Below are 19,976 nucleotides of genomic sequence, written 5' to 3'. Positions count from 1 at the left end.
ACGATGGCAGACCTCCTTCCGGTTGACGAAGCGCTGCGGCGCATCCTGGCCAATGTGGATCTGCTGGAGCCGGAAACCGTTGCGCTCGCCGATGCGGGCGGACGCGTGCTCGCTGCCGACCTGCATGCCCAGCGCCAGCAGCCGCCCTTTGCCGCGTCGGCGATGGATGGCTATGCCGTACGCGCCGCCGATGTAGCCAGCACGCCTGTCCGCCTGAAGCTTGTGGGTCAGTCCGCTGCCGGTCACGCCTTTCAAGGCTCGGTCGATCCGGGTGAAGCCGTGCGCATCTTTACCGGCGCCCCGGTGCCAGCGGGTGCCGACAGTGTGGTCATCCAGGAAAACACCGTGCCGCATGGCGATGAGGTGGAGATTGTCGAGACCATTGCTTTTGGCCGCAACATCCGCGCGGCCGGCCTCGATTTCAACAGCGGCGATGTTTTGCTCACCGCGGGCCGGCAGCTTGATCCGGCTGCCCTTGCCCTTGCCGCATCCGCCGATCATCCGCATCTGTCCGTCGTGCGGCGCCCGCGCGTTGCGATATTGGCAACGGGCGATGAATTGGTCAGCCCCGGTCAAACCTACCGGCCCGACCAGATCATTGCTTCAAACAGTTACGGTCTTGCTGAAATCGTCCGCAATGCGGGCGGCATTGCCATTGATCTGGGCATTGCCGAAGACCGGCTCGAAGCACTGAGCGAGGCGCTCGACCGCGCAATGGCGGCGCAGGCCGATATTCTGGTGACGCTGGGCGGCGCCTCGGTCGGCGATCACGACCTCGTCCAGCCTGCCCTTGCCGCGCGCGGCATGGCGCTCGATTTCTGGAAAATCGCCCTGCGCCCCGGCAAGCCGCTGATGTTCGGTCATCTTCAGGGCATGCGCATTCTCGGCCTGCCCGGCAATCCCGTCTCGAGCCTGATCTGCGCGCATATATTCCTGACGCCGCTCATCCGCACCTTCATGGGCCTGTCGCACACGCCCGATCTGCGCGCTGCGGTTCTCGGCACTGATATGCCCACCAATGACCAGAGACAGGACTATGTCCGGGCGCGCATCGTCACCGGACCCGACGGCACGCTGACCGCGACGCCGTTTCCGTTGCAGGATTCATCCATGCTGAAGTTTCTCGCCGATGCCAATGGCCTGATCATCCGCGAACCGCATGCGCCTGCCCTTGCCGCGGGCTCGGCCTGCACGATCCTGATGTTGCGGTGACTTTTAGACCGGGCCTCTGGAGTCGTGGGTCAGTCCACAACTCCAGAGCGGTATCGCCTGAGAGCAACCCAAGGCAATTCTATACTCAAATCAGGCAGTTAACCGGTGCTCTCTACGGTCACTTTCCGTTATATTGGCAAGGTCTATTGCTTTTTGCAACCTAGACGCGTGCCGGAAAGATGGCTCGAGTGTTTTGCCCTGTTTGACCGCCTCCACAAACCGTTGGTAATTCGTCGCGACAGGCTCAACCTCGACCTCTTTCCAGACCGCCGTTTCGACATCATCGCCAAGGCAGACCAAAAGTTTCGAGCCGTCATGGCGGTGCACCACTTCGAACGCGCCCTTGTCGCCGTAGACGCGCAGGCGCAGCTCGTTGACATGGCCCGTGGCCCAGCGGCTTGAATGGACGACACCCAGCGCGCCATTGGTGAAGCTCACCGTCATGGTGAAACTGTCATTGGCATCGAGTTCATATTCGCCGATGCGATTGCCTTCCGCCTTGTCGAATGCCTTGAGACGGCAGAACACCTCGTCGATTTCCGTATCGGTGCCATAAACGACAAAATCCAGAATATGCACGCCGACATCGCCAAGCGTACCGTTGGAGCCATGCTTTTTCGACAGGCGCCAGAGCCAGCGGCTTTCGGTCTGCCAGTCACCCCACATTTTCGAGACAAGCCAGCTTTGCAGGTACGATGCCTCCACATGCCTGACTTTGCCGATCTGGCCGCTGGTGACCAGTTTGCGGGCCGCCTGCAGCTGCGCGACATTGCGATAGGTCAGGTTCACCATGCCGACGAGACCGGCCGCCTCGATCTTGTCGGCCATTTCAGCGGCGTCTTCATAATTGGCCGCAAGCGGTTTTTCGCAGAACACGTGCTTGCCCGCCGCAACGCACTGCAAGGTGGTGGCGTGGTGGATGCTGTCGGGCGTGACATTGGCCACCGCATCGAAATCGCCCCAGGCAAGCGCCTCCTCCAGCGAGGTAAAGGCCCGCTCGATGCCATATTCCGCGCGGAATGCTTCCGCCCGGCCCGGATCGACATCGACCGCGCCCGCCAGTGTCACCCCTTCGATTTCAGCGAAATTCTTGGCATGGGAATTGGCCATACTGCCGGTACCCAAGATCAAAAGACGCATTGGTCCAGTCCTTCACATGAATGTGCCGCACGCTGCAACGCGGTGCCGGCATTGATACTGCGGATATTGGAAACGGCCGCGCCGGCGGCCGCACCTGATCGGATCGGCGTTCAGCGGAAACCTTCCTCGCCGGCGTCGTGCAGGCTGCCGCCGCGGGCGGTGATGGGTTCGATGGCCTGTTCAACCGGCGTGTTCGGCGCAGTGTTGAGTTCCGGATAGCGGTTGGGATTGTAGGCCCAGTTCACCGCATTGCGCAGGACAAGCCCGACCGTCTCGTCGTGATAGGTCGGATAGGTTTCGTGGCCGGGACGGAAATAGAACACGTTGCCCGCACCCTTGCGGTAGGTCAGGCCGGAACGGAACACCTCGCCGCCCTGGAACCACGAGACGAAGATGGTCTCAAGCGGTTCCGGCACGGAAAACGGCTCGCCATACATCTCTTCGTTTTCCAGCTCGAAATAGCGCGGCAGGCCCTTTGCAATGGGATGGCCGGGATTGACCACCCAGAGCCGCTCGCGCTCACCGGCTTCGCGCCAGTGCAGCGCACAGGGCGAGCCCATCAGGCGCTTGAAAATCTTCGAGAAATGCCCGGAATGCAGGACGATGATGCCCATGCCTTCCCAGACGCGCTTGGCCACGCGCTCGACCACTTCGTCGGCGACGTCGCCATGGGCGCGGTGACCCCACCAGATCAGCACATCGGTTTCATCCAGTGCCTTGTCGGTCAGGCCGTGTTCTGGTTCCTGCAGGGTGGCGGTCTTGACCGAGATATTGCTGTCGGACGTCAGAAGCCTGGCAATCTGGTTGTGCATGCCTTCAGGGTAGATTTCGGCGACGGTCTTGTTCATCTGTTCATGAACATTTTCGCCCCAGACGAGCGTGCGGATGGTCATCTTTGTCTTCCTATTCATTGCATATGCGGTTGGGAGGATGCGTGTATTCGGTCTTCAGTGTGACGCTGCCGGCCTGCCCGTTTGATCGAAGCGGTGGACATTGTCGTTGATCGGCGAAATGTGGAGCAGTTCGCCGGGCTGCTGGCTTGCAGTCCCGTCCTGTCTGACGACAAGCGGGTCCTTCGCGCCAATATCGATGTAGAGATAAGTCTCGGAACCGAGGTTCTCGGACAGGATCAGCTTGCCGTTCCACGTGCCGCCCTTGTCCTTGATTTCGAGATGCTCGGGCCGCACGCCGAGCGTGTGGGCACGATAGGTATCCGCATGTTTTTCGGTCAGGAAATTCATCTTCGGCGATCCGATGAAACCGGCAACAAACACGGATTGCGGCTTCTCATAAAGCTCAAGCGGCGTGCCGACCTGTTCGACAATGCCGTCGCGCAGCACGCAGATCCGGTCTGCGAGTGTCATCGCCTCCACCTGATCGTGGGTGACGTAGATCATCGTGGTTTCGTGCATCTTGGCATGCAGCTTGGCGATCTCAAGCCGTGTCTGCACGCGCAGGGCGGCATCGAGATTGGAGAGCGGTTCATCGAACAGGAAAACTTTCGGATCGCGCACGATCGCACGGCCGATGGCCACGCGCTGGCGCTGGCCGCCGGAGAGCTGCTTTGGCAGGCGGTCGAGATAGGCGGTGATCTGCAGCATGTCCGCCGCCTCGTTCACCCGCCGCTTGATCTCCTCCGCGCCGCCCTTGGCGAGTTTCAGCCCGAATGCCATATTGTCGAATACCGTCATGTGCGGATAGAGCGCATAGGACTGGAACACCATGGCGATGCCGCGCTGCGACGGCGTCAGACTGTTGACCACCTTGTCGTCGAAGGCGAGTGTTCCGGCGGTGATATCCTCAAGCCCGGCGATCAACCGCAGCAACGTCGACTTGCCGCACCCGGATGGGCCGACGAACACCATGAACTCGCTCGGGCTGATTTCCAGATCGACACCCTTGATGACATCGAAGGTGCCGAAGGACTTGCGGACATTGTTGAGACGAATAGCTGTCATTTGAGTTACCCCTTGACGCCGCCGGCGGTGAGGCCGGAAATGATCTTGCGTTGGAAAATCAGGACGAGAACAACGAGCGGCACCGTCACGATGACGGATGCGGCCATGATCGTGCCCCACGGGATTTCATGCGCGCTGGCTCCGGACAGAAGCGCGATGGTGACCGGCACCGTGCGCACCTCCGTCGAAGAGGTGAACGTGAGGGCGAACAGGAACTCGTTCCATGCGGCAATGAAGGCGAGCAGTCCGGTGGTTACCATGGCCGGCCACATCAAAGGCAGGAAGACCTTGGTGATGATGACCCAGGGCGTTGCACCGTCGACGATGGCCGCCTCCTCGATTTCGACAGGCAGATCGCGCATGAAGGTGGTCAGCACCCACACGGTGAACGGCAGCGTGAAGATCGTGTAGGAAAAGACGAGGCTCCACAGCGTGTTGTAGAGGCCGAGAAAGCGCACGACCTCGAAAAGGCCCGCCAGCACCGCGATCTGCGGGAACATCGAGACGGAGAGGATGGTCAGCAGCAGCAGCGAACGGCCGCGAAACCGCACGCGGGCCAGCGCAAAGGATGCGGTGACGGCAATCAGCAGGGCCAGCAACACCACCAGTGTCGACACGATAAGCGAATTGAGCAGATTGCGGGTGAAACTGCCGGCATTGATGACCGATACGTAGTTTTCCAGCGAGAATGACGACGGAAAATACTCGACGGTGAACAGGTTGCTGCCGGTTTTGAAGCTGGTGATGATGGCGTAGTAGAATGGAAAGACCGCCAGCACGACAATCAGGGTGACTAGCGCATAAAACGCCGTGTTCTTGGTGAGATTCCAGATCATCAGCGGTCTCCTCCATCGAGGCGCACGCGGCCAAGCCAGATCGCCAGTACGGTCATCAGCGCGATCACCAGGAACAGCAGCGTCGATTGCGCCGAGCCATAGGCGAATTTGTCGAACTCGATGAGATTTTCGCGTGCCAGCACCGACATGGTCTTGGTCTGCGAGCTGTTGGGAGTCAGAACATAGATCAGGTCGAAAATGCGCATGGCATCGAGCAGGCGGAAAATGATGGCAACCATCAGCGCCGGCTTGATCAGCGGCAGGGTGATACGGAAGAACTGGCGGATCGGATGCACGCCGTCGATATGCGCGGCTTCATAAATGTCTTTCGGCACCATCTGCAGGCCAGCCAGAATGAGCAGCGCCATGAACGGCGTGGTCTTCCAGACATCGACGATCAGCACCGCTGTCATCGCCGTATCGGCGCTCGCCGTCCAGGCGATGGGATGGCTGATGAAACCGAGGCGCAGGAAAAGATCATTGAGAATGCCGAACTGGTCGTTCAGCATCCAGCCCCACAGGCGGGCGGACACGATGGTCGGAATCGCCCAGGGAATGAGGATGGCGGCACGGACAATGCCCCTGCCCTTGAACTCGGCATTCAGAACAAGCGCGACGATCATGCCGAAAAAGGCTTCCAGCGCCACGGAGATGATGCTGAAGCGGACCGTGTTCCACACGGCGTTCCACCAGGTCGGATCGACCAGAAGTCCTGAAAAGATCGTGCGGCCGCTCTTCAGCTGGATCCACGAGAGATAGTTCTTGAATCCCACCCATTTGGCCGCGCCCATATTGGTCAGCGAGGCATCGGTGAACGAGAAATAGATTGTCCGAAGCAAGGGCCAGCCGGCAACGATGGCCAGCGCGATGATCATCGGAATGAGAAACAGCTGCGCCGAACGGGCGCGCTGCCGCAAAAGCTCTGAACGTGCGGTGGAAGGCGTCATGCTCGTATTCCTGCCCGTGTGGTTCCAGATGAAGCGAAAGCGTCAGGCAAACGGTGCGAACGGGGTTCGGGAGGTTGTGAACGCCATCCGCACCGTGCCCTTTGCTGGCAGGGGCCTACCAGCTGTTTCCCTTGAGTTCAGTCAGCTTTGCTTCCAGAAGCTCAAGGTTTTCGGCAGCGGTGCCATTGCCCGATAATGTATCGTGGACCGCGCTCCAGAACATGTTGGACACTTCATTGTATTTCACCTTCGTCGGCGCCGAGGGGCGCGGAACGGAATTTTCAAACACCGGTTTCCAGTTTGGAATCAGCGGCTGCGCGGCGGCGATGTCCTTGTCGTCATAGAGCGCCTTGATGGTCGGCATGCTGGCCTGGGAAATCGCCCGCGCCTTCTGCTGTGCGGGCGAGCCGAGGAACAGCGCAAGCTTGATCGCCTCTTCGGGTGCCTTCGAATATTTTGAAACCGCCAGGTTCCAGCCGCCAAGCGTTGCGGCGGAGCTTTGGCCTTCCTTGCCGCTCGGCAGAGGCGCCACATCGAACTTGCCCTTGATGGCGCTGCCATCGGCCCCGGCCAGCGCATAGGCATAGGGCCAGTTGCGCATGAAAACGGAATTGCCGGTCTGCCAGACGCCGCGCGCCTCTTCCTCGGTGTAGGCAAGCACGCCCTTGGGCGAAATGGTGTCGACCCAGCCCTTGGCACGGTCGATGGCTGCTGCCGCTTCCGGATTGTTGATCGAAATCGTGCCGTCCGCCTCGACGATCTGCCCGCCGCCCGAGGATTTTACCCATTCGAGCGCGTTGCAGGTCAGGCCCTCATAGGCATTGGCCTGGAAAACAAAGCCATAAATGCTCTTGTTGCCGCCCGCCCGTTCGCCGTCCTGGATTTCCTTGGCGGTTGCCGCCATCTCGTCCCAGGTTTTCGGCACCGGCTTCTTGTACTTTTCCAGCAGGTCCTTGCGGTAATAGAGCGCCGGAGCATCGGTGAACATCGGCAGGGCGACCAGCTTGCCGCCGACGGTCTGGCTTTCGATGATCGAAGGGATGTGCTGGTCGATGACGTCCTTGGCGGCTTCCTTCAGGTCGAGGAACTGGTCGGCCAGCTGCGGCGCCCAGATCACGTCGGTGCGGTAGACGTCGATATCCGTATTCCCGGCGGCGAGCCACAGGCGGTACTGGCCGAAATTGTCGGAACTGTTGGCAGGCATGGCAACGATCGACACCTTGTTGCCGGTTTCCTTCTCGAACTGGTCAAGCTGCTTGCGCAGGAATTCGCGTCCATTGCCAGTGTCGCCGGATACAATCGCCAGATTGGCGGCAAAAGCCCCCGACGCCAGCAAGGTCGTGGTCAAAAGGGTCGCAATGAATGATTTGGCTTTCATGATTTCCTCCCAAAAATCTGACAGAATCGGCTGCCGCACATCGCAGCGATGCTTGGCTCCTCCTCAAAAACTCCTCCTGAAGCGCTTTGGAAATCATTTGAAACATCAAAATTCAAAGCGCTTTGAATGAAAAATGACAAAGCCCCTCCGGCCTGTCAAGCCGCAAATTGGCGGGATAAGCCGGATGCCTTGGCTGGCGGCGTCCTGATCAAACATATTGCATATAAATTACAATATATTATGCGAAATATCTCAACATGTGAATTCCCTGTTGGTGCACCGCTGAAACCGCATCTCGCCAACCAAAGATCACAATATCGCGAGCAATTACCCAAAGCGCTTTGAATTTAGGCTCTGGTTATGTTTAGTATTTGGAGTCATATCTGCATTGCCTGAATACACCGTATTGGATTGCGTGCCATGAAACTCAAGGAACTGGCTGAACAACTGGGCCTCTCGCAAACGACCGTCAGTCGCGCCCTGAACGGCTATCCCGAAGTCAACAAGGCCACGCGTGAGCGCGTCAGCCAGGCGGCGCAAAAATACGGCTATAGTGCCAATGCCAATGCCCGCCGCCTTGCCATAGGCCGTATCGGCGCCATCGGCATCCTGATGCCGCGCGACCGCAGCGAACGTTTCGGCCCGCATACGAGCGAATTCTTCTCCGGTCTGGCCGAACAGCTGTCGCAGCACGAAATGGACCTGCTGATGAGCCCGAGCATTAACAATGACGAGCTTGCGGCTTACCGGCGGCTGATTTCCAGCAAGCGCGTGGACGGCATCATCATCACCGGCCCCACCCTGATGGACGAGCGCGTGGCCATGCTGACGGAAGCGAAATTTCCCTTCGTGCTGCACGGGCGAACCAATATCGCCGCCCCGCATGCCTGGCTCGACATCGACAATGCCGGCGCCTTCCGGCAGGCGGCATCGCATCTGATCGATCTTGGCCACCGGCATATCGCGATGATTGACGGGCTGAAGGGCCATACGTTTTCCGAACACCGCGAAATGGGTTATCGCGAAGCGCTGGTCGAGCGCGGCATTGCCGTTGATCCGCGCTTCATCGTGCATGAACGTTTTTCCGACGAGACCGGTTTTCACGAGGCACAGCGGCTTTTGTCCTATACGCCGCATCCCACGGCTATTCTCGCCGGCTCGATGATGACGGCGCTCGGCATTTTCCGCGCCATCCGCTCAAAGGGCTACGAACTGGGCAAGGAAGTCTCCGTGATCGCCCATGACGACGTGTTTCCCTATCTCAATGCCAGCAACATGGTGCCGGCCATGACCACCACCCGGTCGTCGATCCGCTCCGCCGGGTCGCGTATTGCCGAGCTGCTGGTGCGTGTCCTCGACGGCGAACCGGTCGAGAACATCCACGAGATATGGCCCGTAGAACTTATCCTGCGCCAGTCGAGCGGTCCGCCCGTCGCCCCGCGCCGGTGACATCGCCTGGTCAAGCGTCTGCGCTCGGCGATTCGGACGAAAGCTGTCATGATACTGTGATATCCAATTGGAAACCGACGGAACAATGCCCCGAATGGGTGCATTTCTGCCCGCACATGCCCCGTAACCAAGCTTCCAGCATTGCCGCAACGGAATATTAAGCACTTGTAGAACAATGCTGGAACAGATAGTGTTTGTTCTGGTTTTGTTTTTCCGATTCCCTGCTAAAGGATCGCCGATGCTCACGCGTAAACAACATGAACTTCTTCTCTTCATTCATGAGCGTCTGAAGGAGACAGGCATTCCGCCATCCTTCGACGAAATGAAGGATGCGCTGGATCTGGCCTCCAAATCCGGCATTCACCGGCTGATCACCGCGCTGGAAGAGCGCGGCTTCATTCGCCGGCTTGCCAACCGGGCACGCGCGCTGGAAGTCCTGCGCCTGCCGGACTCCATCGCACCCGGCCTCAACAGCCAGAGAAAGTTCGAGCCGAGCGTCATCGAGGGCAGTCTCGGACGCAATGTGGCCCCGCCGAAACCGCAGCCGCGCGCCTCCAATGACATGGACATGCCTGCCAATGTCAGCATTCCCGTCATGGGCCGGATTGCCGCCGGTGTGCCGATTTCCGCCATCCAGAACCAGACCCACATGCTCAGCCTGCCGCCTGATATGATCGGCAGCGGCGAGCATTACGCGCTTGAGGTCAAGGGTGACTCGATGATCGAAGCGGGCATTTTTGACGGCGATACGGTTGTCATCAAGCGCGGCGACACCGCGAGCCCCGGCGAAATCATCGTGGCGCTGGTCGATGACGAGGAAGCCACCCTCAAGCGGTTTCGCCGCAAGGGTGCCTCGATTGCCCTGGAAGCGGCCAATCCTGCCTATGAAACGCGGATCTTCGGACCGGACCGCGTGCGGGTTCAGGGCAAGCTTGTCGGCCTGATCCGCCGTTACTGACCGTCCGCCGCGTCCCGTTCGGCATTGTTCGGGACGCCTTTGGCCGCATGGGCCTTGTGTGAACGCTCCGGCCGGTTGCGCGCCGCATTGGAATGGATGCGATAGCTGTTCCATGGCCGGTTGGGCGGACCTATCGCGAAGGTCAGACGGGCGGACAACAGCCTTTGCTCCAATGCTTCTGTGGCTTTCGATACATCCGTCAGGTCGCCCTGCCCTTGCGCAGCCGGGCCAAACCGGATTTCGGCGGCGCCGTTCAACGCCAGATCGCGGCGCGTGATCACCATCGGGCCGGGCACGGGGCAAGCGGCTTCGACACCGGCAAAGCCCAGCACGACAATATTGCCCGCGTTGCAGGCCGCATCCCGTTGCGCGGGATCATCCGTATAGGCAATGATGAGGCCGCCCGGTTCACGCGTGATACAGAGCTTTCCGGCGCATTCGAACGCGCCCTCCACTGCTACTTTGCCGCTTCCTGCCGGTTTGACGATCTGATCCAGCCCATAGCCCTGCCGCCAGTTGTCGAGGGTGAAGGCACCGCCCAGCGGGCGATTGATCATCAACGCCGTGCCATTGCGCGCACCGGCCAGCCGGCCATCCTCCGACAGGACGATATCCGGCAGCGCTGCGCGTGCCATGATCAGGGCGGCGGCAGCAAACAGCGGCAGGCTGCACAGGCGCAGCCATGATGACGGGAGAATGAGGATCACAAGCCCCACGCTCATCAGGATCAGGCTCGGCTGCGGCATCGGACCGGGATTGCCCGAGGGCGAGAGTGCCGCCACGTGATGGGCAATGAAGACCACGAGGTCGATGCCGCGTTCCATGACGGAAAATGCCAGAAAATCCAGATCGAACGGCATCAGCAGCAGCGCCAGTACGGCGAAGGGCATGACCAGAACCGAGACCGCGGGCAAGGCAAATGCGTTGCCGATCAGTCCAAGCGGCGCGGTATTGTTGAAATGGTAGGCGGCAAAGATCGCGCTGGCCGACCCGGCGACCAGAGATGTGAGGGCGATATCACTGACATGGTCGCCGATCCTGCCGGGCAATTGCAGCAAGAGGCCGCTGCGGGATGCACTCCGGGCATTCCGGGCGGTCCTGCGCGGCGACCACCAGCCGTAAAATGCGATCAGTGCGGCGGTGGCCGAGTAGGACATCTGGAAGCTTGGCCCCATCACCTCATGCGGCGCGATGGCGATGGTCACCAGAGCAGCCAGAGCGACATTGCGCAAAGACAAGGCGGCACGATCCGCCGTCATGGCGACAAGCATCACGCCGAGCATGACAAAGCTGCGCTGGGCCGCCACGTCCATACCAGAGAGCAGCAGATAGAACGCCGACGCCAGCAACGCCGCGCAGGCCGAAAACTTCTTGATCGGATAGCGCGCGGCGAAGTCCGGGAAAAAGGCCATGCCGGCACGCAGCGAGCCGATAACGATTCCGGCGACGAGCGCCATGTGCAATCCCGAGATGGAGAGGATGTGCGACAGGCCGCTCAGCCGCATGGCGTTGTTGGTGGCGTCGCTGATGCCATCGCGCTGGCCGGTGATCAGCGACGCGGCAATGGCTCCGGTTTCGCCGGGCATATGACCGGCAATGCGATCGGTCAGTGTCTGGCGCATTGTGGCAACCATGAGCAATGTTCTGGTCGTCAAATCAGCTGGTTCCGGCAGGGCAACCGCTTCGGGCCTGCCGAGAAAGAAGCCGCTGCCGCCGATGCCCCTGTAGTAATTGTGGAAGGCAAAGTCGTAATTGCCCGATCGCACCGGCCCGGATGGCGGGCGCAGATGCACCAGTCCGCGCAAACCGCCGCCTATGGCAGCATCCGCAGGCAGGGCGCGGGCCGAGACAACCAGCCTTGTCGGGGCATAGCGCAGTAGCGGGCGTTCCGTGGCTATCACATCCATCGTCACGCGCCAGCCGCCCCGCCCGGCACGGTTGATCGCGGCGATGCGGCCGGTCAGCCGCGTGGTGACGGCAGAACCGAGCATCGGCGTATCCAGACGCAGTGTTTCCAGCTTGGCGCAGAGCATGCCCGCCACAACCAGCAGGGCAGCTGAAAGGCACATCCCCGCCAGATGCCGTTCATGCGCCAGGAGCCGGAACCCGGCAAGGGCGGTCAATCCGAAGAGGATGGCGCTCAGCCGCGGTTCCGACGGCAGGCAGAAATAGACGATGGCGCCGCTGCCGGCAAAAACCGGAACAAACAGGAAAAGGCTGCCGCGATCATGGTCCTGCCAGAATGCCTGGGAGATTGCCGGAAGCAGATCACGCCCCAACCCAATACGCCAACGCAGCCTTGCCGACAGACTCACGCGTGGTGCGCCAACAGCATTATCCCGCGGCATTTGAGTCGCAATACCCGGCTCATCGTCCGCCGGACGATCAAAAAACTGCCGTTCACTCGTTTGTGTACTGGTGGCCGGCCCCTGCATTTGCCTCCAATTCTGCCTATGCCCTTGCACGACAGCGCTCCTATGCTACATCAACGCCAGATCAAATCGATTGGATGTTAGGCTAATGGCCGAGACGTCTGTTGGAGTCCTTATGTCGTCACCTGTTGTTACCCGTTTTGCACCCTCCCCGACCGGATACCTCCATATTGGCGGTGCTCGCACGGCCCTGTTCAACTGGCTCTATGCCAAGCACACCGGCGGGAAGATGCTGCTGCGCATCGAAGACACGGATCGCGAACGCTCCTCGGAAGCGGCTGTCACGGCCATTCTCGATGGCCTGAAGTGGCTGGGCCTTGATTGGGATGGCGATGCGGTGTCGCAGTATGAGCGCGCGCCCCGTCACCGGGAGGTTGCCGAGGAACTCGTTGCCAAGGGCAAGGCCTATTATTGCTATGCCTCACCGGCAGAGCTTGAGGAAATGCGCGAAAAGGCGCGCGCCGAGGGCCGCCCGCCGCGCTATGACGGCCGCTGGCGCGATCGTGATCCGAAGGAAGCCCCTGCGGGCCTCAAGCCGGTTATCCGCATCAAGGCACCGCAGGACGGCGAAACGCTCGTGCGCGACCTCGTGCAGGGCGATGTGCGCTTTCCCAACAAGGATCTCGATGATTTCATCATCCTGCGTTCCGACGGCAATCCGACCTACATGCACGCGGTTGTCGTCGATGACCATGACATGGGCGTCACCCACATCATCCGTGGCGACGATCACCTGACCAATGCGGCGCGTCAGGCCATCATCTATGATGCGATGGGCTGGGCTATCCCGGTCATGGGCCATATTCCGCTCATCCACGGTGCGGATGGGGCAAAGCTGTCGAAGCGTCACGGCGCGCTCGGTGTCGAGGCTTATCGGGCCATGGGTTATCTGCCTGCGGCCTTGCGCAACTATCTCGTCCGCCTCGGCTGGAGCCATGGCGACGACGAGATCATGTCCGACGCCCAGATGATCGAGTGGTTCGAGATTTCCGACATCAATCGCGGCGCATCGCGCTTCGACTTCCAGAAGCTCGAGGCGATCAACGGCCACTACATGCGGTTCTCCGCCGATGCCGATCTGGTCAAGGCGATGATCGACATCCTGCCTGAGATTGAGGGCGGCGCGGACATTCTGTCGCGGCTCAATGACCGGACCCGCCAGCAGTTGCTCGCGGCCATGCCCGGCCTGAAGGAGCGTGCCAAGACGCTGGTCGAACTGGCGGACAGTGCAAAGTACCTGTTTGCACAGCGCCCGCTGGCGCTGGACGAAAAAGCCGCAGGCCTTCTGAACGAAGAAGGCCTGGGCGTGCTTTCCGGCGTTTTCCCGGCACTATCGGCCGTCAATGACTGGACCGCCGAAGCCTTGGATGCGGCGGTGCGGGTTCATGCGGAAAACACCGGCCTGAAGCTGGGTAAAATTGCCCAACCCCTGCGCGCCGCGCTGACGGGAAGAGCAACATCTCCGGGGGTTTTCGATGTGCTGGCGGTGCTTGGCCGCGAGGAGTCGCTGGGGCGTATCGAGGACCGGATAAAAGGTTAATCCGCAGCCCTGACGGTGCATTTTTTGCATTGCAACATTGCGCCGTTCGGCTACGGTGTCGTGCCTGAGAAAATCAGGATAAAGACCTTGGAAAGAGGTCGAGGCTTTGGGCCAGTACGCTGAACGCAGAGGTCAGAAAATCACCTGCCTGGAAGGAACAACCTGTTTCAAAGGCATACTGGAATATGAAGTAACTCGTGTGCTTTCACTTCCGAAGTTCGACGAGAGTCTACTGCTCAAGCAGCGAACTTCGGAATGGTACACGGGATGTCAGCGGGAGCTGAAGCAAGAAAGGAACGGCAATGTCTGAGAATAGCGTCAACATCGATCTGAATGGTCACGAGTTTGCGTTACCGATTAAAAAAGGCACCATCGGACCTGATGTCGTGGACATTGGAACACTCTACAAGAACACGGGTGCATTCACCTACGATCCGGGTTTTACATCCACAGCCTCCTGCGAGTCGCAGATCACCTATATCGATGGTGACGAAGGCATTTTGCTGCATCGCGGCTATCCGATCGAACAACTCGCCGAAAAAGGCGACTTCCTCGAAACCTGCTATCTCCTGCTTTATGGCGAACTGCCGACAAAGAGCCAGAAGCATGATTTCGACTATCGCGTGACGCACCACACCATGGTGCATGAACAGATGTCGCGCTTCTTCAGCGGCTTCCGCCGTGACGCCCATCCCATGGCTGTCATGGTCGGTTGCGTCGGCGCCCTGTCTGCCTTCTATCACGACTCGACCGATATTTCGGACCCGCATCAGCGCATGGTTGCATCCATCCGCATGATCGCCAAGATTCCGACCCTGGCTGCCATGGCCTACAAGTACCATATTGGCCAGCCCTTCGTTTACCCGAAGAACAATCTCGATTTCGCCACCAACTTCCTGCACATGTGCTTTGCCGTGCCGTGCGAAGATTACGTCCCAAATCCGGTTCTTGCCCGCGCAATGGACCGGATTTTCATTTTGCACGCCGATCACGAGCAGAATGCCTCGACGTCGACGGTGCGTCTTGCCGGTTCGTCCGGTGCCAATCCGTTCGCCTGTATCGCTGCGGGCATTGCCTGCCTCTGGGGCCCGGCCCATGGCGGTGCCAATGAGGCCGCCCTCAACATGCTCGGCGAAATCGGTACGGTTGACCGCATCCCCGAATTCATCAACCGCGCCAAGGACAAGAACGATCCGTTCCGCCTGATGGGCTTTGGTCACCGCGTCTACAAGAACTACGATCCGCGCGCCAAGATCATGCAGCAGACCACCAAGGAAGTTCTCGCCGAACTCGGCATCAAGGACGATCCGCTGCTCGATGTCGCCATGGAACTGGAGCGCATTGCCCTGACCGATGAATATTTCATCGAGAAGAAGCTCTATCCGAATGTCGATTTCTATTCCGGTATCACCTTGAAGGCGCTCGGCTTCCCCACCACCATGTTCACGGTGCTGTTCGCCGTTGCCCGCACCGTCGGCTGGATTGCGCAGTGGAAGGAAATGATCGAAGATCCGCACCAGAAGATCGGCCGCCCGCGCCAGCTCTACACCGGTGCAACGCAGCGCGACTACGTTCCGGTCGGCAACCGCAAATAAGATCATCCAGAATACGAAAAAAGGCGCCGTTCGGCGCCTTTTTCATATCCAGAAGCCTGTTTCTCAGGCCCTCTTATGCACGTATTCGAGAACTTTCCCGGCAGCAATCTCGCCGGATGGCCGTTCCGTTTGCATCAGTGCCGCGATTTCATCGAAGCCTTCGAGTTGCAAGGCCCTGGCATGGCCGGGCTTCAGCAACTGTTCGATTTCGCGGGCCAGCGGACCGGGACGAACGAACTGGTTGAAATATTCCTGCACGACTCGCTTGTCGGCAATGATATTGGGCAAGGCGGCGCTCCACACCTTGATGCGCGGCGCAATGAACATCCGCGCCAGCCAGTCAGGCCGGTAGGACAGCACCGTCGGGATGCGTGCCAGTGCGAGTTCGAGCGATACGGTGCCCGAAGCGGCGAGCGCGGCTTCGGCTTCGGCAAAGGCTTTCAGGCGCTCCGCTTCACCCACCACGATGTTGGGCTGGACTTTCCAGCCGGCGGTGAGCTGGCGCACCAGGGGTTCGACCTTGGGAAGCGTCGGCAAGGTCAGCCTGAAGCGGTTTCCCCGCTCTTCCAAAAGGTCAATTGCTTCGCCGAATGGTTTGGAAAGGCTTGATATTTCAGCTCTACGTGATCCCGGCAGGACAACAAGATTGTGTTCGGTTCTATCAGCGAAACCGCTTTCCCGTGCCCGGTTCCGTTCCGCAGCCGCCAACAGCGGGGCATAGGTCACCAGCCTGTGGCCGACATAGGTGGCGGGCGGACCGTCGAGATCTTTCAAGGCCTGCACTTCAAACGGCAAAATCGCCAGCACATGATCGATATAACCGCGCATGGCCTTGGCGCGCTCCGGGCGCCAGGCCCAGACCGACGGGCTGATATAATTGATGATCGGGATCGACGGATCGGCAGCCCGCACCTTGCGGGCAACGCGATGGGTAAAATCCGGGCTGTCGATAATGACGAGGCAATCGGGTTTCGCCGCGATGATGGCTTTGGACAGTTGGGCGATGCGGCGGATGAGCTGCGGCAGTTTGGTGACGATGGCCGTCAGGCCGACCAGAGCGATTTCGTGCTGGTCGAACAGGGAGTTGAGACCGAGGGCCGAAAGATGCTCCCCGCCAACGCCGGTCAAGGTCACCTCACCCGGATATTGCCGGCGCAGCGCTTGAACCAGGTCGGCACCAAGCAGGTCGCCGGACTCTTCGCCGGTGACAATGGCCAGGCGAAGTGGCTTTGCTGCTGTTTTCACTCGGCCTCCTGCGCAAAAGTTTCGATGAAAATACCGGCTTCATTGGCAACGGCGATCGTTTCGGCATAGCCCAGGATCAGCGTGCGCCGTGCTTCGATGGCAATGCCCTTCAGGCCGGCCTTCACCGCATTCTCCACGGTGCTCACGCCGATGGCAGGCAAATCCGCGCGCACCTCCTGCTGCGGCTTGGCGCATTTCACCAACACGCCGCCCTTGCGGTTGATCCGCTTGGCAATACGCAGTTCGGCCACCCGCTGCAGCATGGCATCGGTGCCCTCCACGCCCTCCAGCGCCACCACGCGGCTGCCGACGGCGATGGCCGCCTGCCCGATATCGAGCGAGCCGATCATGATGGCCGCCTCGCGGGCGGCCCGCATGTCGGCAATGCTTGCCTGATCGGCTTTCTTCCGGGTGATCGTTCCCACCTCAGGCGCAAGAATATCCGGAACGATCTCGTGCGCACCGACAACCCGGAAACCATAGGATTCAATGGTTGCGATCACGGCCTTGAGCAAACCGTCATCGCCGAGGCGGAAAGCCCGCATGAAACGATACAACGCGACGAGATTGCCGTTGCCGGGCCGCAGCGCCGCTGAAAATTCCGGCCGGTGGCGCACGCCGCCCGCCAGCACCACATTGCTGATATCTTCCGATTTCAGGATTTTCATCAGGCCGCCCAGCTCGACGATCGAGATTTCCGCGTGCTTGCGTGTATTGATCTCAGGCGATGCCTCACCCTTGATGGCTATGATCAAGGGATTGGCGCCCTGTTTCTGCAGGCTTTCCGCGATGGAAATCGGCAGGAGCCCATTGCCCGCGACGATCGCCGTGCGGCCGGTTATGGCCGCTGGCCGCGTCCCGTCCGGTGTCTTAGCTGTTGTCGTCACTGTCGCTGGTCTCGATTCCGGAACCGAGGGGCGGCGTGCAGAAGGCACGTTTGGTATCAGCGGTGATGAAGTCAACCAGATCGGCAACCGCCGGCGACTGGGAAAAGGCAAGGCGCACGTCACCGGCGCGGTTGCGGACCGGCTTGCTGCGGTCAAACAGCATGCGCACGGCGCGGCGCAGATTGTGTATCTCCGGACGGGCCATGCCTGACCGCTTCATGCCGACAATATTGAGGCCGCCCAGATAGGCGTGATTGCCGATGACCATGCCGTAGGGAATGACATCGAGTGCCACCGCCGCAAGCCCGCCGACAAAAGCATGGTGGCCAACCCGCACGAACTGATGCAAGGCAGCGCCGCCGCCGATGATGACGTTGTTGCCGACGGACACATGGCCGCCGATCATGACATTGTTGGCGAAGGTGACATTATCGCCGATGTCGCAATCATGCGCCACGTGCGAATAGGCCAGGAACATGCAGTTGTCGCCAACCGTGGTAAAGCCGCGGCTGCCGTCAGTGCCGCGATTCATCGTGACGCCTTCGCGGATGGTGCAGTTCTGGCCAATGACAAGCGTGGTGTGCCCGCCCTTGTGCTTGGTGTTCTGCGGATCGCCGCCCAGAATGGCATTGGGATAGACCTTGGCGCCATCACCCAGGGTCGTCGCGCCCATGACGACCACGTGGCTCAGCAGGGTAACATCATTGCCAATGACCGCTTCCGGTCCGATATGGCAGAATGGTCCGATGGTTACCCTGTCACCAATCTTTGCGCCCGCCTCGACAATCGAGGTGGGATGAATGCTGGAACTGGACATCAAGCCCCGGTCTCGTCTTCTTCGGGGAAGCTGACCATTGCCGCCACGTCAGCTTCGGCCACCTTGACGCCGTCAACTTCAGCAGTGCAGCTGTACTTGTGGATGTTGCCGCGCTGCTTGAGCTTGGTCACGCGCAGTTTGAGCTGGTCACCCGGCACGACAGGCTTGCGGAACTTGGCATTGTCGATGGTCATGAAGAAGACCTTGCCCGGCTTGCCGCTGCCATTGTGGAACAGCACGATGGCACCGGCGGTCTGGGCCATGGCTTCAACGATCAGAACGCCGGGCATGATCGGCAGTTCAGGAAAATGACCGGCGAAATGCGGTTCATTGATCGTGACGTTCTTGATACCCGTTGCCGAGACATCGCGATCGATATCAACGATGCGATCAATCAGCAGAAAGGGATAGCGATGCGGCAGATTTGCCAGAAGCTTCTGGATGTCCGCGACGCCAAGACTGCTCGCCTGTACATTTTCATTCATCTGAACTGCTCTCCTTCTTGGTCCTGGTCATCGCGCGGACACTCGCGATTTCGCGGAACCATTGCTTGAACGGCTGCGCGGGCGCACCGGCCCACCGCTCACCGTCCGGAATATCATTCATCACGCCGCTTGCCGCGGCAATCTCAACGCGGGAACCGATATTGACATGATCCTTGATCCCGACACTTCCGCCCAGCATCGTCATGTCACCAAGCACCACACTGCCGGAAATGCCACACTGCGCAGCAATCACGCAATGGCGTCCAATACGAACATTGTGGGCAATCTGCACGAGATTGTCGATTTTCGTGCCCTCACCGATCACCGTATCGGCGAGTGCGCCGCGATCAATGGTCGTGTTCGCGCCAATTTCAACATTGTCCTGGATGATGACGCGGCCAAGCTGAGGCATCTTGTCGAGGCCAGCCTTACCCGAAACATAGCCAAAACCGTCTTGGCCAATGCGCACGCCCGGATGCAGCAGCACCCGATTGCCGAGAAATGCATACTGGACCGAGCAGCTCGGCGCGATATAGCAGTCGCGTCCGATCTTGCAGCCATTACCGATCACCACGCTGGCGGCAATGACGGTCCCGGCGCCAATGGAAACACGCTTGCCGATGATGACACCGGGTTCAATCGTGACACCATCTTCTATTTCGGCTGTCGGATCGATGATGGCGTGCGGTGAAACACCTGTCTCCTCGCCGCTCCAAAGATGCGCGTTGACCGCCCGCGGATAAAGCGCACGGCCAATGGCGGCGAAATCCTGCTGCGGATGGCGGCTGACGATGACCGCAACATTCTTGGGCACGCTTGCCTTGACTTCGTCCGTGCACAACACGCCGGCGGCTTTCAAACCTTCGAGGTTCTGCGCGTTCTTCTTGCCATCGATGAACACAAGCGCATCGGGACCGGCATCCGCCAGGGATGCAAGGCGGACGACCGGCCTATTGGCCAGAGAACTGTCCACAAGAACGCCATTGGTCAGATCGGCGATCTGACCAACAGTCACGTTCAGCAGTGGCTCATAAAAGATCGGATCGGCCATCGACTAACTTTCTCCCCCGGGGAAATATGCTCCCCCGGGAGGTCAG

General features: G+C 60.0%; 18 protein-coding genes. 6 read left to right on the top strand and 12 right to left on the bottom strand.

The features are described 5' to 3' along the window. Window positions 1-3: 3 nt before the first annotated feature. Window positions 4-1,212, top strand: coding sequence for a molybdopterin molybdotransferase MoeA (locus ACTJJ7_RS00570; protein WP_440964777.1), 1,209 nt, complete (start codon window positions 4-6; stop codon window positions 1,210-1,212). A gap of 90 nt (window positions 1,213-1,302) precedes the next feature. Here the strand turns inward: ACTJJ7_RS00570 and ACTJJ7_RS00565 are convergent, their stop codons facing one another. The 6 genes from ACTJJ7_RS00565 to ACTJJ7_RS00540 all read right to left on the bottom strand — a co-directional run bounded on the left by ACTJJ7_RS00565 (window position 1,303) and on the right by ACTJJ7_RS00540 (window position 7,471). Continuing rightward, complete coding sequence (locus tag ACTJJ7_RS00565) at window positions 1,303-2,352, bottom strand: Gfo/Idh/MocA family protein (RefSeq protein ID WP_440964775.1); 1,050 nt, start codon at window positions 2,350-2,352, stop codon at window positions 1,303-1,305. 110 nt (window positions 2,353-2,462) lie between these two features. After that, complete coding sequence (locus ACTJJ7_RS00560; RefSeq protein ID WP_440964773.1) at window positions 2,463-3,245, bottom strand: ThuA domain-containing protein; 783 nt, start codon at window positions 3,243-3,245, stop codon at window positions 2,463-2,465. Between the two features lie 54 nt (window positions 3,246-3,299). Beyond that, a complete protein-coding gene (locus tag ACTJJ7_RS00555; RefSeq protein ID WP_130269295.1) occupies window positions 3,300-4,310 on the bottom strand; it encodes an ABC transporter ATP-binding protein in 1,011 nt (336 codons plus the stop codon). Between the two features lie 5 nt (window positions 4,311-4,315). Next, window positions 4,316-5,146, bottom strand: coding sequence for a carbohydrate ABC transporter permease (locus ACTJJ7_RS00550; protein WP_105732875.1), 831 nt, complete (start codon window positions 5,144-5,146; stop codon window positions 4,316-4,318). Further along, a complete protein-coding gene (locus ACTJJ7_RS00545; RefSeq protein ID WP_105732876.1) occupies window positions 5,146-6,093 on the bottom strand; it encodes a carbohydrate ABC transporter permease in 948 nt (315 codons plus the stop codon). Before ACTJJ7_RS00545 ends, ACTJJ7_RS00550 begins: the two co-directional genes overlap by 1 nt. A 115-nt stretch (window positions 6,094-6,208) precedes the next feature. Further along, a complete protein-coding gene (locus tag ACTJJ7_RS00540) occupies window positions 6,209-7,471 on the bottom strand; it encodes an ABC transporter substrate-binding protein (RefSeq protein WP_105733143.1) in 1,263 nt (420 codons plus the stop codon). A gap of 126 nt (window positions 7,472-7,597) precedes the next feature. Between ACTJJ7_RS00540 and ACTJJ7_RS00535 the strand changes: the two genes are divergently transcribed. From ACTJJ7_RS00535 to lexA, 3 genes are all read left to right on the top strand, one after another. Further along, window positions 7,598-7,816 carry a hypothetical protein gene (locus tag ACTJJ7_RS00535; protein WP_440964769.1) on the top strand — a complete coding sequence of 73 codons (219 nt, stop codon included), beginning with the start codon at window positions 7,598-7,600 and terminating at the stop codon, window positions 7,814-7,816. 75 nt (window positions 7,817-7,891) lie between these two features. Beyond that, window positions 7,892-8,920: a substrate-binding domain-containing protein gene (locus ACTJJ7_RS00530; protein WP_105732877.1), complete on the top strand. Its 1,029-nt coding sequence runs from the start codon at window positions 7,892-7,894 to the stop codon at window positions 8,918-8,920. Between the two features lie 238 nt (window positions 8,921-9,158). Beyond that, entirely contained in the window at window positions 9,159-9,878 is a 720-nt protein-coding gene (gene lexA, locus ACTJJ7_RS00525) for a transcriptional repressor LexA (protein ID WP_105733144.1), read from the top strand. Here lexA and ACTJJ7_RS00520 read toward each other — a convergent pair. Beyond that, entirely contained in the window at window positions 9,872-12,157 is a 2,286-nt protein-coding gene (locus ACTJJ7_RS00520; protein WP_440964767.1) for a ComEC/Rec2 family competence protein, read from the bottom strand. The genes lexA and ACTJJ7_RS00520 overlap by 7 nt on opposite strands. Window positions 12,158-12,425: 268 nt before the next feature. Here ACTJJ7_RS00520 and gltX point away from each other — a divergent pair, with 268 nt between their 5' ends. Both gltX and gltA read left to right on the top strand, forming a co-directional pair. After that, window positions 12,426-13,850, top strand: coding sequence for a glutamate--tRNA ligase (gene gltX / locus ACTJJ7_RS00515; protein WP_105732879.1), 1,425 nt, complete (start codon window positions 12,426-12,428; stop codon window positions 13,848-13,850). 302 nt (window positions 13,851-14,152) lie between these two features. Continuing rightward, the gene (gene gltA, locus ACTJJ7_RS00510) at window positions 14,153-15,445 is read left to right on the top strand and encodes a citrate synthase (protein WP_105732880.1); all 1,293 of its coding nucleotides are present in this window, start codon (window positions 14,153-14,155) and stop codon (window positions 15,443-15,445) included. Window positions 15,446-15,508: 63 nt separating this feature from the next. Here gltA and lpxB read toward each other — a convergent pair whose 3' ends face one another. From lpxB to lpxD, 5 genes are read right to left on the bottom strand one after another with little or no spacing between them, the layout of a single operon-like run. Continuing rightward, on the bottom strand, window positions 15,509-16,690 hold the full coding sequence (gene lpxB / locus ACTJJ7_RS00505) for a lipid-A-disaccharide synthase (RefSeq protein ID WP_440964764.1): 1,182 nt from the start codon (window positions 16,688-16,690) through the stop codon (window positions 15,509-15,511). Beyond that, a complete protein-coding gene (locus tag ACTJJ7_RS00500; protein WP_440964762.1) occupies window positions 16,687-17,577 on the bottom strand; it encodes an LpxI family protein in 891 nt (296 codons plus the stop codon). Before ACTJJ7_RS00500 ends, lpxB begins: the two co-directional genes overlap by 4 nt. Beyond that, window positions 17,561-18,394: an acyl-ACP--UDP-N-acetylglucosamine O-acyltransferase gene (gene lpxA / locus ACTJJ7_RS00495; protein WP_440964760.1), complete on the bottom strand. Its 834-nt coding sequence runs from the start codon at window positions 18,392-18,394 to the stop codon at window positions 17,561-17,563. Before lpxA ends, ACTJJ7_RS00500 begins: the two co-directional genes overlap by 17 nt. After that, window positions 18,394-18,879, bottom strand: coding sequence for a 3-hydroxyacyl-ACP dehydratase FabZ (gene fabZ / locus ACTJJ7_RS00490; RefSeq protein ID WP_105732884.1), 486 nt, complete (start codon window positions 18,877-18,879; stop codon window positions 18,394-18,396). Before fabZ ends, lpxA begins: the two co-directional genes overlap by 1 nt. Then, the gene (lpxD, locus tag ACTJJ7_RS00485; RefSeq protein ID WP_440964758.1) at window positions 18,872-19,930 is read right to left on the bottom strand and encodes a UDP-3-O-(3-hydroxymyristoyl)glucosamine N-acyltransferase; all 1,059 of its coding nucleotides are present in this window, start codon (window positions 19,928-19,930) and stop codon (window positions 18,872-18,874) included. The genes fabZ and lpxD overlap by 8 nt, the downstream gene beginning before the upstream one ends. Window positions 19,931-19,976 lie beyond the last annotated feature (46 nt).

Origin of the sequence: Phyllobacterium sp. 22229 (assembly GCF_052056495.1) — a bacterium.
In the GTDB taxonomy this organism is placed as follows: domain Bacteria; phylum Pseudomonadota; class Alphaproteobacteria; order Rhizobiales; family Rhizobiaceae; genus Phyllobacterium; species Phyllobacterium myrsinacearum.
The sequence above is the reverse complement of the archived record's forward strand: the minus strand, read 5'-3'. Positions and strand labels throughout refer to the sequence as shown.